Origin of the sequence: Actinoplanes subglobosus, from assembly GCF_042650585.1 — a bacterium.
GTDB lineage: Bacteria > Actinomycetota > Actinomycetes > Mycobacteriales > Micromonosporaceae > Actinoplanes > Actinoplanes subglobosus.
The window spans coordinates 437801-452688 of sequence record NZ_JBHSBL010000020.1 but is presented as its reverse complement, the minus strand read 5'-3'; the positions used below and the strand labels follow the sequence as shown (position 1 = coordinate 452688).

The 14888-nt window shown below is 71.2% G+C and carries 11 protein-coding genes; 5 read left to right on the top strand and 6 right to left on the bottom strand.

Features of this window, described 5'->3' with window-relative positions:
• Positions 1–44 precede the first annotated feature (44 nt).
• Complete coding sequence (locus ACFO0C_RS31250; RefSeq protein WP_378070305.1) at positions 45–521, top strand: SHOCT domain-containing protein; 477 nt, start codon at positions 45–47, stop codon at positions 519–521.
• Here the strand turns inward: ACFO0C_RS31250 and ACFO0C_RS31245 are convergent.
• Complete coding sequence (locus ACFO0C_RS31245) at positions 499–1326, bottom strand: ATP-grasp domain-containing protein (protein WP_378070496.1); 828 nt, start codon at positions 1324–1326, stop codon at positions 499–501. The two genes, ACFO0C_RS31250 and ACFO0C_RS31245, sit on opposite strands and share 23 nt — an antisense overlap.
• Positions 1327–1368: 42 nt before the next feature.
• On the opposite strand from ACFO0C_RS31245, the gene ACFO0C_RS31240 reads away from it, so the two are divergent.
• The gene (locus ACFO0C_RS31240) at positions 1369–2124 is read left to right on the top strand and encodes a carbon-nitrogen hydrolase family protein (RefSeq protein WP_378070304.1); all 756 of its coding nucleotides are present in this window, start codon (positions 1369–1371) and stop codon (positions 2122–2124) included.
• A 1017-nt stretch (positions 2125–3141) separates the two neighbouring features.
• On the opposite strand, the gene ACFO0C_RS31235 is transcribed toward ACFO0C_RS31240, so the two are convergent.
• The gene (locus tag ACFO0C_RS31235; protein ID WP_378070303.1) at positions 3142–4176 is read right to left on the bottom strand and encodes a hypothetical protein; all 1035 of its coding nucleotides are present in this window, start codon (positions 4174–4176) and stop codon (positions 3142–3144) included.
• Between the two features lie 704 nt (positions 4177–4880).
• Here ACFO0C_RS31235 and ACFO0C_RS31230 point away from each other — a divergent pair.
• Complete coding sequence (locus tag ACFO0C_RS31230; protein ID WP_378070302.1) at positions 4881–5933, top strand: glutamate-cysteine ligase family protein; 1053 nt, start codon at positions 4881–4883, stop codon at positions 5931–5933.
• A 761-nt stretch (positions 5934–6694) separates the two neighbouring features.
• Here ACFO0C_RS31230 and ACFO0C_RS31225 read toward each other — a convergent pair.
• Positions 6695–7660, bottom strand: coding sequence for a hypothetical protein (locus tag ACFO0C_RS31225; RefSeq protein ID WP_378070301.1), 966 nt, complete (start codon positions 7658–7660; stop codon positions 6695–6697).
• Positions 7661–7964: 304 nt separating this feature from the next.
• Here ACFO0C_RS31225 and ACFO0C_RS31220 point away from each other — a divergent pair, with 304 nt between their 5' ends.
• Together ACFO0C_RS31220 and ACFO0C_RS31215 are read left to right on the top strand one after the other, a co-directional pair.
• On the top strand, positions 7965–8312 hold the full coding sequence (locus ACFO0C_RS31220) for an ArsR/SmtB family transcription factor (RefSeq protein ID WP_378070300.1): 348 nt from the start codon (positions 7965–7967) through the stop codon (positions 8310–8312).
• Positions 8309–8782, top strand: a complete 474-nt coding sequence (locus tag ACFO0C_RS31215; protein ID WP_378070299.1) for an SRPBCC family protein — start codon at positions 8309–8311, stop codon at positions 8780–8782. The genes ACFO0C_RS31220 and ACFO0C_RS31215 overlap by 4 nt, the downstream gene beginning before the upstream one ends.
• A gap of 311 nt (positions 8783–9093) precedes the next feature.
• Here the strand turns inward: ACFO0C_RS31215 and ACFO0C_RS31210 are convergent, their stop codons facing one another.
• From ACFO0C_RS31210 to ACFO0C_RS31200, 3 genes are read right to left on the bottom strand one after another with little or no spacing between them, the layout of a single operon-like run.
• The gene (locus ACFO0C_RS31210) at positions 9094–10353 is read right to left on the bottom strand and encodes a glycosyltransferase (RefSeq protein WP_378070298.1); all 1260 of its coding nucleotides are present in this window, start codon (positions 10351–10353) and stop codon (positions 9094–9096) included.
• Entirely contained in the window at positions 10350–12560 is a 2211-nt protein-coding gene (locus ACFO0C_RS31205; RefSeq protein ID WP_378070495.1) for a GH92 family glycosyl hydrolase, read from the bottom strand. The genes ACFO0C_RS31210 and ACFO0C_RS31205 overlap by 4 nt, the downstream gene beginning before the upstream one ends.
• 33 nt (positions 12561–12593) lie before the next feature.
• Complete coding sequence (locus ACFO0C_RS31200; protein WP_378070297.1) at positions 12594–14873, bottom strand: putative bifunctional diguanylate cyclase/phosphodiesterase; 2280 nt, start codon at positions 14871–14873, stop codon at positions 12594–12596.
• Between the last annotated feature and the right edge of the window lie 15 nt (positions 14874–14888).

Sequence of the window (14888 nt, the reverse complement as noted above, 5' to 3'; positions counted from 1 at the left end):
TACGCACCTGATGGACCCTCGTCGATGAGCTACGGTGACTCATCGTGAGCTCCGACGACGGTATGACGGTTCCCGATCACTGCGCTCAGGCACTCGACCGGGCCCGCCGGCACAGCGTCGACACCACCGGCGCCCTGGCCGTCGCACACACCCGTACCGGCGGCACCGACCTCTACCTGCTCGTCTACCCCGACCGGCTGGAACTCGCCAGCACCGGCGGCCTGATGGGCACCGGCGCCGGCCGCGAACGGGTGCCGCTGACCACCGTCGACCGGGTGACCGCCCGTGATCGCCTGATCCGCTCCTCGGTGGAGATCGACACCGGCGGCACCACGGTCTCCTTCAGCGCCGACCGGCGGACCGCCGCCTACCTCGCCGCGCTGATCCGCGACCGGATGACCGCCGCACCCGACAACAGCGCCCTCCTCGGGCACCTGGCCGAACTCCACGCCGCCGGCATCCTCACCGACGACGAGTACGCCGCCAAACGCGCCGCCCTCACCGGCCCGCCAACACCGTGATCAGCTCCTCGGGCGGCGTGCTGCGGGGACGGTCGCTCACCTGACCGTCGCCGATCTCGACCACCCGCCAGCGGCCGTCGGCGCGCAACGCCAGGTCGGCGGTCACGAACGGCAGATCCACCCCACCCAGATCAGGCAGCACCAGACCGTCCGGCGGCAGTTCATCCGGAGTGTCCGGATGGGCCGTCACCAGCCGGCACACCCCATCGACCCACCAGGTACGCACCTCGGCCCCGGTGAACGACTCGAACCGCCGCAGCACGAACCCGCCGGTGAACCCGTCCCCGCGCAACTCCCGGAACCGGGCCGCCACCGCCCACGCCGCGTCACCGTCGGCGACGTCCGGGACGAACGCCGCCTCATGCCAGTAGTGCTTCATCGACTTCGTGAAGTCACGCAGCACCGCGGGACCGCCACCCAGCTCACCGCACGCCACCCGGAACGCGTCCCGCCCGTCACCGGCCGTCCATACCGTCTCCGGCGTATCCCCGGCGATCGCCGCATACCAGCCCGGCAGTTCGTGCGCCCGGCGGTACTGCCCCGCATCGGTACGCAGCGTCACCCCACGGGCGGCCAGGGCGGCGGCCATCTCCGCATACCGGCCGGCGTCCAGCATCCAGCCCCGATAAACCGCACCGGCTCCGGCCGGGACCCGCGCCACCCCACGCTCGATGTCACCGCCGGCCAGCGCGTCGTGATCGACGAGAGCGACCTCGACACCGGCGTCCCGGGCAGCCGCCGCCTCGTCCGCGAAGTGCTCATCGGGACGGCGTGGACGCAGGACATCGGACGGCACCAGCAGCATCACACCGTGCATCATGCCCGACCGCCCGGCTAGCCTGCGGCCATGCGGATCGGGGCGTGCCAGACTCCGGAACTCCTCGACGACGTGCCGGCCTCACTGGCCGTCGTGGAGTCGTTCGCCGCCGGCGCCGCCGGACTCGACGTGCTGCTGTTCCCGGAGTGCCTCCTCCAGGGCTACCTGGTCAGCAGTGAGCACGTGACACGGACCGCGGTCGACCTTTCGTCACCAGGATTCGCCGCGATCCTGGCCCGGCTCGCACCGATCCGGCCGGTGCTCGTGCTCGGCCTCATCGAACGCCGCGGGGCCGCCTTCCACAACACCGCCGTCGTGATCGAACGGGGGACGGTCCTCGGCGCCTACCGCAAGACCCACCTGATCGACGGCGAACGGATCTTCACCCCGGGCGACGACTACCCGGTCTTCGACGTCGGAGGAGTCCGGTTCGGCATCAACATCTGCTACGACACCCGGTTTCCCGCGGCGGCCTCGGCGGTGGCCGCCCGGGGCGCGCAGGTCCTCCTCGTGGCCTCGCAGAACATGCTGCGCCGCGCCGCCGCCGAACACTGGAGACCCCTGCACAACACGATCCGAGCCGAACGGGCCCGAGAGACCGGCATGTGGGTGATCTCAGCCGACGTGACGGGCCGGCGCGACCCCGACCGCATCGCCTACGGCCCGACCAGCGTGATCACCCCGTCCGGCCGGGTCGTGGCCCAGGTCGAAACCCTGACCACGGGCATGGTCGTCGCCGACATCAACGGCCAGTCGTCCGGCACCGGGACACCGCGACAGCCGTGATCATCGCCGGGCGCTCCGGCCAACACATCCCCGATCGTGTGCGCCGGACCCCGCCATGGCGAGGATGAACGATCACGGAAGGCCGATTGTGGACGCTCATCCTCGTGATAGCGCAATGCCGCGCACTTAAGAGGTTTCGCGTGTCGGCAACATCCGTCCGGGTGACCTATACCCTGCTGAAACAGGCGTCTCGGGCAGGTCCGAGTTGCTCGATCTCACCGCGGGTCGTCGGTAGGTTCCGTGGGCCGGTCGGTGGGCGCCCGGAGTCGCGGGTCCGGATGGCAGTCGATCGCCCCGGGTGCGGCGACTGTCGGTCTTCACCGGGTCGCCCCGCCGGATCTTGACCATTTTTCCACCGTTTCCGGTGGTCAGCCGGTCAAGATCGGCCCAGGCCGACCCCGGCACACACGTCGACGGTCACCGCACCAGCAGGTATCCGACGGCCTTGGGGTATGGGGAGATGCCGCTCAGTCCGGCGAAGCAGGATGGTCTTTCAGTTCATGCGTCCGGTTCGTGTCGATATCGATCACCCGAGCCGGTGTTGCCGATCCCGGAGTCCCTTAAACCGCGCGGCATTGCGTGATAGCGAGGGTGAGATCACACGTTGCCGTTACGTGTGCCCTCATCGTCGTGAACTGGGCGGTCACTGCCGTGCAGGGCAGTGGCCTCAGCCGCCGCGACCGGAACCCCTCTGCACGGCCGATGCCCGCCTGATCCACGGCCAAAGGACCCCGTCTCCGAAGCTCCCTGCCTCCGAAGCTCCCTGCCTCCGAAGCTCCCTGGAGCCCAACCGACCGGATCATCGCAAGAGCCCGAACCACCGCAGGCCCACGGATGGCCGCGAACCCCCGCGACCGCTCACCGCATGCGGCTTGAACCCGACGTGCGCGTAGATCCACGCTGCGTCCCAATCCGCGAGGACCGCCCCGGCGGCACCGATCGGTGGAACATGCCCGGCGAGGACGCCCTCAGCGGATCAGCCGGACCGACTCGAACCGGGCGGCGCAATCGAACGAATCAGTGCAGGCGGCCTGGCCGGAGAGAGGTGACGGGCCGCAAGTGGCCAGCGGGCGCCGTGTCACCCACGGCGCCGCCGACCAATGAACGAGGGCCCTCACCGAAAGCCTTCGGGGTGCGGAGCGGGTGACCATCGGTGCGGAGCGGGTGACCATCGGTGCGGAGCGGGTGACCATCGGTGCGGAGCGGGTCGCTACCGGCACGGACCGGACTACCGGCAGGAACCAGGCCGCTGCCGAGGTGCGAAAGGCGATCACGCGCGTGGGACGTGCCGCTACCGACGCCATTTGCGCTGATGACGGCCTGGGTCGGGCTGCTGGCGGCGCGCGCCGGGCCGCCGACGGCTTGGGTCGGACCGCTGATGGCCTGAGGCAGACGAGCATCCGCTCGGGCCGGGCGACTGGCGGCGCGCGCCGGGCCGCCGACGGCTTGGGTCGGACCGCCGATGGCGTGAGGCAGACGAGCATCCGCTCGGGCCGGGCGACTGGCGGCGCGGGCCGGGTCACCGTCGGCGGGGCGGGCCAGTGGGGCCAGGGCCGCGAGAAGGATCAGCGCGGCGGGTGCCACCGCGCCGGCATCGATGATCATTGCGGCGACGCCGGCGCCGAACAGGAGCGGGCTCCAGGCCGGAGCGCGCCGGGCCGCCACCAGCAGGCCGAGCAGGGTGAGCAGGCCGAGCGAGAAGAACAGCGGACCGGCGATCCGGAGCGGCCCGGGCAGCGGTGTCGCCCCGCCGAACCCGGGCGACAGCGCTCCAGTGACCGTCCAGAGGAAACAGACGACACCGGCGACAGTCGCCGAAGCGGCCACCGCGGCCGGAGTCCGCGCGCCGGGCGGGACAAGCTTGCGGACAGCCGTGGCCAGAACCGCGAACAACGCCATCGACGCGAACAACGCCAGATGAGCAAACGTCCAGAGCAGGCCCGGATCGTGGGTGTCATCGAGGCCGTCGACCAGCCGCAACAGGCCGTAGGCCAGCAGAAGAAGCGGCGCGTCCAGGGCGGCGTGGCGAACCGTGGCGCTCGTCGATGACATGGATCGACCGTATGACCAGGTGGCAAATGGTTGTTCCGGCGCTTTCCCCGATTCCACCCCCAGGTCCCCACCCCACAACCCCTAAGGCATCCTAGGAACCCATCCCGAATCCCCGCCCCGCGCCATCTCGTTCACCCAGGCGCGGGAGCGGCCGGAGGCGGAAGCAGACGGGCGGTGGACGGCGGACCATGGGCGGGCGACGGACCGCGGACCACGGCGGGCGACGGTCCGCAGGCGGCGGGCGACGGTCCGCAGGCGGCGGCCGGACGGCGGACCGCAGACCGCAGACCACGGGCGGGCGACGGACCGCAGACCGCAGACCACGGGCGGGCGACGGACCGCAGACCGCAGACCACGGGCGGGCGACGGACGGCGGACCGCGGACAACGGGCGGGCGACGGACCGCAGGCAGCGGACGGACCGCGGACAGCGGGAGGACGGCGGGAGGACGGCGGACGGCGGGAGGCCGGAGGCGGGAGGCGGGAGGCGGGAGAAGTTGCATCTCGGGGTAAACGCCCTGTTCGGCGGACGGGAAACAGCGGCGAGACGGGAGGACTGTGGCGTTCGGCCGGTTTGTCTGCGGCAGCATGTGAACCGGCGGCACGGGACCGCGCGACTCGACCCGGGAGGCACCGAGCAGCTTCTCCTATTAGGCAGATAGGAATGCTATGCTCGTCGCTCCCCCGGAGAAGGAGTGAGGCGGCGTGGGCACCCTGAGCGAGCAGGCAGCCGAGGAGTTCGTCGCGGCGCGGGCGTTCTCGCCGGGGTTGCCCGGGTTCATCGGGATCGCGGTTGATCTCCTGGTCGATCCGGCCCTGGCGCCGGCGGGGAGGCGGCCGTTGCGGCACGGATTCCTGGACAGCCGGTCGCCTCGGATCCTCGTGGTCAGCGGACCACCGTCACCGGGCCTCGAGGTCGCGCTCCGGCGGATGGGTGACGACCTCACCGCGGCGCAGCGCATCGTCGACGGGAGCCGGCTCACCGTTCTGCCGCAGGCCACGGAGGCAGCGCATCCGGAGGGGCCGGCGCACGCCCTCGGTTCCGCGACCGCCGGCATCCGGGTCGGCCTGGAGGCGGGGCTCGACGGCGGCGGGCCACTGGGGCTGCCCCGCCGGTGGGAACTCGCACACATGCTGGCTCCGGTTCTCGCGGCCGCGTTCGCGAACTCGCCGTTGCGGCACGGCCGGCCGGCGGGGTGGCGGAGCGTGCGTCAGGCTCTCCGGCGTGACCTGCCGGTACGCCCGTTGCGCGGGGAGCCACGGGAGGCTTGGGCGGCGTACGTCATGGACGCTCCCGGAAGCTCCGGGACCACGCCGCGGCAGACGCTGCGGTCCGGGGGCCGGCTGACCGTCGCCGACCTGGAACGGCACATGGCCACTCTGCGTCCGCCGGTCGCCGCTCGCGGCCACCTCGAAATCGACGCCGCCGACCGGCAGCCGGGCGACGGGTGGCGGATCCCCGCCACGGTGGCCTCGGTGCTGCTGGACGATCCACGCGCCGCCGAGGAGGCGGCCGAGGCCACCGCTCACCTGGCCGGCGAGCCCGCGCTGTGGGAGCGGGCGGCCCGCGACGCGCTCACCGATCCGGTGCTGGCGGCGGCCGCGAGGGACTGTTTCCTGGCCGCTTACGCGGCACTTTCCCGCCAGGGCGTCTCCCGCGAGTTGCGCGATGCGGTCGCAGATTTCACCGAGCGGTACGTCTACCGCAGCCGCTGCCCTGCCGACGACGTCCTGGACGCCGTCACCGCCCACCCCTGAACCGGCCGACCGCCCTCCGCAACGCCACCGCCGAGCCCGCCCTCCACAACGCCACCGCCGAGCCCGTCCGCAGCACCGCAGCCACCGACCACGCCAGAGGCCGCAGGCCTGCCGGCCTGCGGCCGGCCGCTGCCAACTCACCACGGGTCGACTCGCCGTTGCCAACTCGCTGACCAGCGACGTTCGCCGGGCCGACCCCGGCCGATCTTGATCGCTAGACCACCGGAAACGGTGGTCTAGCGGGCAAGATCCGGCAGGGCGGAACGGTGAGGGTTCGTGGTTAGCGCTCGACGGCACGAGGAAGCCACGATTGCCCCGCTTTCTGTTCTGAAAAGCGGCCGACAATCCTTGCTCCGGCGATGCGAAGCCCGGACGCCTGCCTCAACGCGCTGGTCCCCTGAGGCGGCTCGCGTTGATGAACGCTGACGCAACCGGGGTCGCGAGAACGGTCGGGATCGCCGCGAACAAGGCCGAATCGCGCAGGGCCGGAAGGACCACACTGCGGTAGTGGATTCCGGGGCGCGGGGAACGGACCCGGGCGAACAACACCGCGCGGCTGGTGGGTCCACGGAGGCAAGGAAGTCCGCGGGAGCAGATGAGGGCACGGGAGCCAGTAAGGGCACAGGAGCCAGTAAGGGCACAGGAGCCAGTAAGGGCACAGGAGCCAGTAAGGGCACAGGAGCCAGTAAGGGCACAGGAGCCAGTAAGGGCACGGGAGCAGATGAAGGCACGGGAACGTGGATCCGGCGGAGCGGAGGCGCTTACGACGCGGCGGTGAGGTTGGCGCGGAGATCGGGGACGGGATCCAGCCGGGTGGTCAGCTTCGAGGACGCCGGGTGCGGCTCATCGGGGACGGCTGACCTCGCGGTTCGCAGGGTGCTCGACGGGTCTCCCGGGTCGGCAACCGAAGACTCACGACCGATGGCGGTCAGTGGGGCACAAGGAAGGACGTTCGAAGGCGCGCCACCAGCACCGGACGGGGAGGCGTCAGGATCCGGCGCGGCGGCCACGACGGCCAAGGAGGTGGAGGGGGCACCGGTCGACCCGTTCCGGGGCACCACCGGGGACCCGGCTGGGCGCGCATCCGGTGACGGGCCGGCGGCCTCCGGCGGCAACGCCCGCAAGACGGCAACCACCGAGACCCCGGGAACCGCGACGGGCGGCGCGTCGACGCCGCGGACGGGGACCGGCGGCGCGTCAGCGGCGCGGGTGGGATGCGGCGGGGCTTCGGCCAGGACCGGGGCGGCGAGTGGAGCCGGGACCGGGGCGGGGAATGGAGCCGGGACCGGGGCGGCGAGCGCAGCCGGGACCGAGGCGGCGAGCGCAGCCGGGACCGGGGCGGCGAGCGCAGCCGGGACCGGGGCGGCGAGCGCAGCCGGGACCGAGGTGGGGAGTGGAGCCGGGACCGGGGCGGCGAGTGGAGCCGGGACCGGGGCGGCGAGTGGAGCCGGGACCGGGGCGGCGAGTGGAGCCTGGACCGGGGCGAGGAGTGGAGCCGGGACCGGAGCCGGGACTCGGGCCGGGAGTGGGGCGGCGACCGTGAGGGGGGACGCCGGGGACACGGTCCGGGTGGCCTCGGAGGCGAAACGGGCCGCGACCTCGATGGCGCTGACCACGGCGGCGCGGCGTTCGCCCGGGTGGACGCGGCGGGCGACGGTGAGGTGGGCGCGGAGTTGGAGCATCCGGGCGATGCAGTCGTCGAACAGCGTCAGCATCTCGTCGTGCACTAGGACATCCCTCCCGTTCCGGGCGGGCCGCGGGCAGCGAACGTCCAGGGAGAGCGTGGACTTCCTACGTGTCCCGCGACGCGGCGAGTGAGATCGATCGTAGGTTCCGCAGTGACCCCGAGGTGCACAGTTCGGTAACCATCTGTCGAGAATACGTTTACGGATCGTTTCCCGGGGCACCGCTTTCAAGTTTTGGGACGACCTTCCCAGACAATCGCTGAGCAGCACTTTCAACTTCTTGGTTGACATCCTCGGTGGATGGGTCTAACTTGAGTTTCAACCAAGAGGTTGAAATGAGGGGCTGATGTCGGCGGACACGATGGAACGGGTCTTCGGCGCTCTGGCCGACCCGACCCGGCTCGACATGGTGGGGCGGCTGGCCGGCGGCGACGCGACGGTCAACCAGCTCGCCGAGCCGTACCGGATGTCGCTCCAGGCGGTCTACAAGCACCTGCGCGTCCTGGAGGACGCCGGTCTGGTGAGCCGCCCGCCCGGCCCGCAGCCCCGCGTGGTGCGGCTGGAGACGGAGGTGTTCGACCTGATGGAAGCGTGGATCGAGCGATACCGCCAGCGGGCCGAGGCTCGCTACCGCAGGCTCGACGCGGTGCTGGCGGAGATGAACGACGACACCGAGGGAGAGGGACAGTCATGACCGAGGCGACCATCGAGGCCGACCCGAAGCTGCCGATCATCCGGATCACCCGCGACTTCGCGGCGACCCCGGCGCAGCTGTTCAAGGCGCACACCGATCCGGAGCTGTTCGCGCTCTGGTGCGGGCCGGACTCGCTCACCAACAAGATCGACTACTGGGATGCCCGGACCGGCGGCAGCTGGCGTTACGTCGCCAGCCGCGACGGCGAGGAGTTCGGGTTCCACGGCTCGTTCCACCAGGTCGGGCCGGACCGGATCGTGCAGACCTTCACCTGGGAGGGGCAGCCCGACGGCGTCTCCCTGGAGACCCTGTGGTTCGAGGACCTGGGTGACGGCCGCACCCGCCTGCACGCTCAGTCGCTGGTGGACAGCTTCGAGGGCAGGGACGCCTGGCTCAAGAGCGGCATGGAGGTCGGCGTCGACGAGGGATATGCGAAGCTGGAGCGACTGGCCGCCGAGGGCCGCATCTGAGCCTCGGCCTCGTGCCGGACCAGCACGGCCCGGACGTCGAGGAGCTGGTCGGCGCGCTCGCGGGCGAAACGGTCCCGGTCCCAGCCGGGCACGGCACGCAGGCCGGCGAGCTCGGCGTCGACGTCGGCGACGGTCATCCGCAGCGGGTTGGGCGCGGGGTCGACACGCTCGTTGAACCACGAACTGATCCAGTTGAACATGCTCATCCCCCGATACGGCCCCTCCACAGCGGAGGAGACCATATCGGAGATCGTCGTCACAGTGAACAGGGGGCCGGGACACGCCGTTGCGAGCGGCGCGTCCCGTACCCATTAAAGGGGTTTTGCCGCGAAGAGCTGGTCGAAGACCGCGAACCGGTCGAAGGTCATGGCGTGCTCCCGCGCCCGGATCTCCAGGTCTCGCCGCTCTTGTTCGGACATGTCCAGAACGACCCGGTCGACGGCGTCAGCGAGACCGGCGATGTCGCCGGCCTCCACGATCACCGCGGCGTCGCCGACCGCCTCGAGGACGCCACCGGTCGTGGTGGTGATGATCGGCCCGCCTCCGGCGAGGCCCTTCTCGGCGAGGGCGATGCCGAAGGTCTCGACGAAGTCCGGCTCCGGTTTGGTGGGCAGGGCGTACGCCGCACAGCCCGCCATCAGCAGCGGTTTCTCGTCGTCGTCCACGTCGGTGAGGAAGACGATCCGGTCGTCCTCCTTGGCCATCGCCTGGACGTGTTCGAGTGCCGGCCCGGTCCCGGCGACCACGAGTTTCACGTCGTCGCGGCAGCGCATCTGGCCGTACGCGATGACCAGGTCGTAAATGCCCTTGGCCCGGGCCACCCGGGACAGGAAGAGGACGTAGCGGTCGCGTTTGAGGCCCCGGCGTTCGAGGGCCGCGTCGACGGCCGCCGGGTCGAGGTCGGTGAAGGCCGACGAGTCGATCGGCGGGTAGCTGACGGTGACGCGCTCGCGGCACTGCTCGGCGAAGGTCGTGCCGCAGTGCGCGTCGACCTCCTCGGCCGAGGCGATGATCTCGTCGCGGGTGTACTCGGAGACCGCCACCACCTCGTCGCTGGCGAGGAAGGTGGTCAGCAGCACGGTGGCCGCGCCGAACCGCCCCTCGCGCAGGCAGGAGCGGATGACGTTGGTGACGTCGGAGCCGACCGCCTTGGCGATGGTGTGCACGTCGGGGTCGAACCCGGCGGCCTTCGCCGCGGTGACCGCGTCGTTGATCACCTGGGTGTGGGGCACCAGGTACATCGACAGGCACACGGTGGGCACGGGTTCGGAGAGCAGCTCGACCAGGCGGCCGGTGAGCCCGGCCAGGTGCCGGCCGTCCGGCACCCGGTAGTCGCCGACCGCCTCGGGGCGTTCGACGGTGATGCCGGGGCTGTACGGCAGGAGCCGGTCGAGTGGCTTCAGAGGCAGTCCGGCCGACTGGAGTGTGGGGATCGGCCAGGTGAGCAGCACCACGTCGTCGAAGCCGCGGGTGAGGGCCACCTCGGCGAGGTTGCGGGCCTCGCCGGAGTGCCCGCAGATGACCGGATCGGCGCGTACCGCGATGACGAGGCGGCGGGTCGGTCGGCTCATCGTTGTTCCTTAGGGTGGGAATCAGAGAGGGATGGCGGCCGGATCCCGTGTCCCCAGGTCGAGGGCTCGGGGCCGAGCCGCAGGTGCAGCCGTCCGCCTTGGTGGACGTCGGCGGCGTTCAGGTGGGTGGCGTGCAGGGGCCTCCCGTTGAGGGTCGCGGACTGAACGTACTGGGGTGCCGGGTCGCGGTCGATGCCGTCGACGCCGATCGGTGATTCTCGATGCCCTGAGGTCTCGATGACGAACTCGCCGCCCTCGACCTGGAGGGTCGCGCGCTCGAACGCCGGGGCGTTGACCAGGAAGAGGTTCTGGCCGGCGACCGGGAACAGGCCCAGGGATGCCCACACGTACCAGGCGCTCAGGCCACCCGAGTCGTCGTTGCCGGGCAGGCCGCCGGGGCCGGTGCCGAACTGCCAGGTGAGCGCCGAGTTGACGATCTCGGCGGTACGGTCCGGGCGCCCCGAGTAGTGGTACGCCCAGGGCACCTCCATGTCCGGCTCGTTGTTGAGGCCCTCGAAGCGGTTCAGGGCGTAGCCGGTGGCCATCTCGGCCGGGTCGGGGCAGCGGCCGGGCTGCTTGACCGGGGCCGCGCCGTAACCGAAGAACCGGTCCAGCATGAAACTGAACGCCGCGTCGCCACCGGCCAGCGCGATCCGGCCGGCCATGTCGTGCATCAGGCGGAACGAGTAGTTCCACTTGCCGCCCTCGTAGAACTCCGAGTCCCGCAGCAGGCCGGTCTTCGGGTCGAAGGCGTTCACCCAGTCGCGGCTGCGGCGTTCCAGGTCGGCGGCGAGGCGGTGGTCGTTGAGGGCGCGGGCCACCTTGGCGGTGCAGTAGTGGGCGTACGACAGGTCGAGGGTGTGCGTGATCGGGTGCACCACGCCGTGCTCCCAGAAGTCCTCGCCGTAGAGCCGCCGCAGGTCGTCGACCATGTGCACGAGCGCCCAGGTCCAGTCGATGCCGGGCCGCCGCAGTGCCTGCATGTCGGCCAGGGCGGTGTGGGCGAGTGCGCTGGCCTGCCGGAAGAACCGGTCGGCGCCACGGGCCATCCGGTAGCCGATCGGGAAGTTGCCCTCCTCCTCGCAGACCCGGATCAGCGACTCCAGCATGTCGGCGTAGCGGTCCGGCGCGATCGCCGACAGCAGCGGCATCTGCGTCTTGTAGATGTCCCACATGGTGCAGATGTCGAACGCGTACGGGCCCGGGTCGGGCCAGTTGGGGCTCTCGTCGTCGGCGATGCACGGCTTGATCAGCGAGTGGTACATGGCTGTCGCCATCACCGTGCGCCGGGCCGGGGTGCCGCCGTCGACCTGGACCCGGCCTAGGTGGTCGCGCCAGCGGGACCGGGTGGTGCTCCGCACGGTCTCGAACGCGGAGACGCCGGTTCCGCACTCGCGTTCCAGGTTCTGCCGGGCCTGGTCGCAGCCGCGCAGCGAGAATCCCATCCGGACCTCGATGGTCTGCCCGGCCCGGGCCGGACCCATGAAGAGCATCCCGAACGGGCGCAGCGTGGTGTGCCGGATGCTGTCGAAGTCGAGCCGGGTGCCGCCGGGGATGAGCCGCCGGTCGTACCAGAGCATCTGCCGCCAGCCCGGACTGTCCACCTCGATGTGGACGGAGAGCGGGATGCCCTCCATGACCACGGTCCCCTGGGCCCGGCCGTGGCCCATGCTCTCGGCCTGGGCGCGCAGCGGCACGGTCCGGCCGAGATCTATCGCCAGGCCGCCGCAGGACAGGTCGATGACGACCCGGGCGCTGTGGTGGTCGGGGAACGTGTAGCGGTGGACCGCGACCTTCTCCCCCACGGTGATCTCACAGCGCACGCCGGTGTCCAGGTTGGCCGCGTAGTAGCCGGCCTCGGCGCGCTCGTCCTCCAGCGGCCAGGACTGGCCGAGGTCGTCGAGCGGCTGGACCATCGGGGTGACCCGCACATAGTTGTAGTACTTGCGGATCGCGCCCGTGCCGGACTGCTGGAAGTGGGTGAACCCGGAGGCCTGGTGCCGGTCGAACATCTCCTCCGGCACGCCCTCGGTGTTCTTGGCGTACCGGCCGTAGCCGGTCGGATACGCCCCCGAGTACGCGCACGCCGAGACCATGCCGAGGGGGGAGGTGGCCCCGGGGTGGGTGTTGCCCACCTGCGGCTTCGGCCACCACCAGGTAGCGGCGAGACCGTGTGCCCGGGGCAGGTCGGTGGCCGCTGTGCCGATGAAAGGATCAACATTGTCAAGGATGGCCGGACTCTAACCGGCCATTGAGGTCCCCATGGTTTCGCGCAGATGAACTCCCTCGAAGGTGGCCCTTTCGAAGGACTCCCGGAGCATGACGTCGAACTCGGCGGCGGGCAGTGGCTTGCTGAAGAGGTAACCCTGCACGGCCGGGCAGCCGGCGGCCCGCAGCGCCTCCCAGTCGGCGAGCTCCTCGACGCCCTCGGCGATGGTCGACATGGTCAGCGAGCGGGCCAGCCACAGCACCGCCTGGATGATCGACGCCTTGCGGGGGTCCTCGGCCAGCCCGGCCACGAACGAGCGGTCCAGCTTGACGATGTCCGCGGGCAGTGACTTGAGCCAGGTCAGCGAGCTGTAGCCGGTGCCGAAGTCGTCCAGGGCGATACGCACGCCGAGCTGCTTGAGCGAGGCGAGCCGCTCGCCGACGTCGACGGCCGAGGAGAGCAGGGCGGTCTCGGTGATCTCCAGGACGATCCGGGACGGGTCGAGCCAGGGCACCCGGTTCAGCACGCCGGCGACCATCGGCACGAAGTCGGGCTCGGCCAGCTGGCGCGGGCTGACGTTGACCGAGACGTAGCCGAGCCGGTCCTGCCAGTGCAGCAGGTGCTCGACGGCCGAGCGCAGCACGTGCTCGCCGAGCGGCACGATCAGGCCGGTCTCCTCGGCGGCGCCGACGAAGTGGTACGGGCTGAGGATCTCGCCGTCCGGGGTGCGCATCCGTACGAGCGCCTCGGCGCCGGCGATCTGCCCGTTCACGGTGGAGACCACCGGCTGGAACCAGAGCGGCAGGGTGAGCCGCGGGTCGCCGGCCAGGGCACGGCGGACCCGGGCCTCGGCGGCGATCTTCTCCTGTACGGGCACCCGCAACTCGTCGGTGAAGACCTGGAGCCGGTTGCCGCCGGCCCGCTTGGCCGCGTACATCGCGGTGTCGGCGGCCAGCACCACGTCGTCGGCCGGGATCGCGCCGACCGCCGTGGTCACGCCGATGCTGCACGAGACGGGCAGCTCGTAGCCGCCGACCGCGAGCGGGCCGGCCAGGGCGGCCAGGATGCCGTTGCCGACGCGCAGGCCGGTGCCGGACGGTCCGGCCAGTGCGGCGATGAACTCGTCGCCGCCGAGACGGGCCAGCAGCGAGCCGGTCGGGACCACCTCGGCCAGCCGGTTCGCGAGGGCGCGGAGCACGTCGTCGCCGGTGGTGTGCCCGGCGCCGTCGTTGATCGACTTGAAGCGGTCCACGTCGAGGTAGATGACGCTGACCGGCTCGGGACTGGCCGCGAGCAGCTCGGTCAGGTCGTGCTCGAACGCCTTGCGCGACAGCAGGCCGGTCAGCGAGTCGTGCCGCACCTGGTAGCGCAGCTCGGCCTCGTGGTCGCGGACCGCGGTGACGTCCAGGCAGTGCACGAAGGTCAGGCGCAGCGAGCCGTCCCGGTCGTAGAGGCCGGTGGCGTGGGTCTGCACCCACATCAGCGAGTCGTCGTCGGTACGCCGGTACTGGCGGGTCACGGTGATCGGCTCGCGGGTCTCGGTGAGCATCCGGGTGATCGGCTGCTCGCCCGGGTTGATCGGGCTCAGTGGCAGGTCGGCCATCGAGAAGCCCTCGGGCAGTCCGGCGGGCAGGCGCAGCCAGTCCCGGTAGGCGACGTTGGTGCGCAGCAGCCGCCCGTTCGGGGCGAACATGGCCATCGGTACCGGCGTCTCGTCGAAGGCCACACTGAGCTGGGCCTGGCTCTCGCTCAGGTGCTCCTCGGCCCGCAGCTCCTCGATCTCGTTGAACCGCCACGCGAGCAGCTGGAACGACGCTGCGGCGAGCACCGCGGCACCGTGCAGCAGTGCCCAGACCATCGGGTGCTGCCGTGCCGCGTCGTGCCCGAAGGTGTGGTCCGCCTGCACCACGCCGAAGCCGGCGTGGTGCAGGGTGGTGCCGACCAGGAAGCCGCCGAACGGCGCCCAGTCCCGGTAGAGGGCGAGCGCGGGGATCAGGATGAAGAACGCGAAGTGCGCCTCGGTGAGTCCCTGGCAGATGGCGACGAACCCACCGCTGGCGGCCACGTAGCCGAGTGCCACCGCCAGCGACCGGACCCGCCGGTTACGCGGCAGGGTGGCGACGACCAGGCTGGTCAGCACCATGCCGTCGGTGATCAGGAGATCGCCGGCCTCGGCGTCCCGGAGCACACCGAACACGGTGAGCAGCACCATGCAGACGGCCAGCAGCACCGTCAGCAGCCGGTGCCGGCCGGCCCAATCCTCGTCGCTGAGCCTCCCGCCGGTCGGAAGCCGGTCGCGGAGCCTCGCCATCCACGTCACCACGAA

Bases quoted from the DNA above. Each gene is read 5' to 3' on its own strand.
- ACFO0C_RS31235 (WP_378070303.1), bottom strand. From the start codon at position 4,176: ATGTCATCGACGAGCGCCACGGTTCGCCACGCCGCCCTGGACGCGCCG.
- ACFO0C_RS31200 (WP_378070297.1), bottom strand. From the start codon at position 14,873: ATGGCGAGGCTCCGCGACCGGCTTCCGACCGGCGGGAGGCTCAGCGAC.
- ACFO0C_RS31210 (WP_378070298.1), bottom strand. From the start codon at position 10,353: ATGAGCCGACCGACCCGCCGCCTCGTCATCGCGGTACGCGCCGATCCG.
- ACFO0C_RS31240 (WP_378070304.1), top strand. From the start codon at position 1,369: ATGCGGATCGGGGCGTGCCAGACTCCGGAACTCCTCGACGACGTGCCG.
- ACFO0C_RS31245 (WP_378070496.1), bottom strand. From the start codon at position 1,326: ATGCTGCTGGTGCCGTCCGATGTCCTGCGTCCACGCCGTCCCGATGAG.
- ACFO0C_RS31215 (WP_378070299.1), top strand. From the start codon at position 8,309: ATGACCGAGGCGACCATCGAGGCCGACCCGAAGCTGCCGATCATCCGG.
- ACFO0C_RS31220 (WP_378070300.1), top strand. From the start codon at position 7,965: ATGTCGGCGGACACGATGGAACGGGTCTTCGGCGCTCTGGCCGACCCG.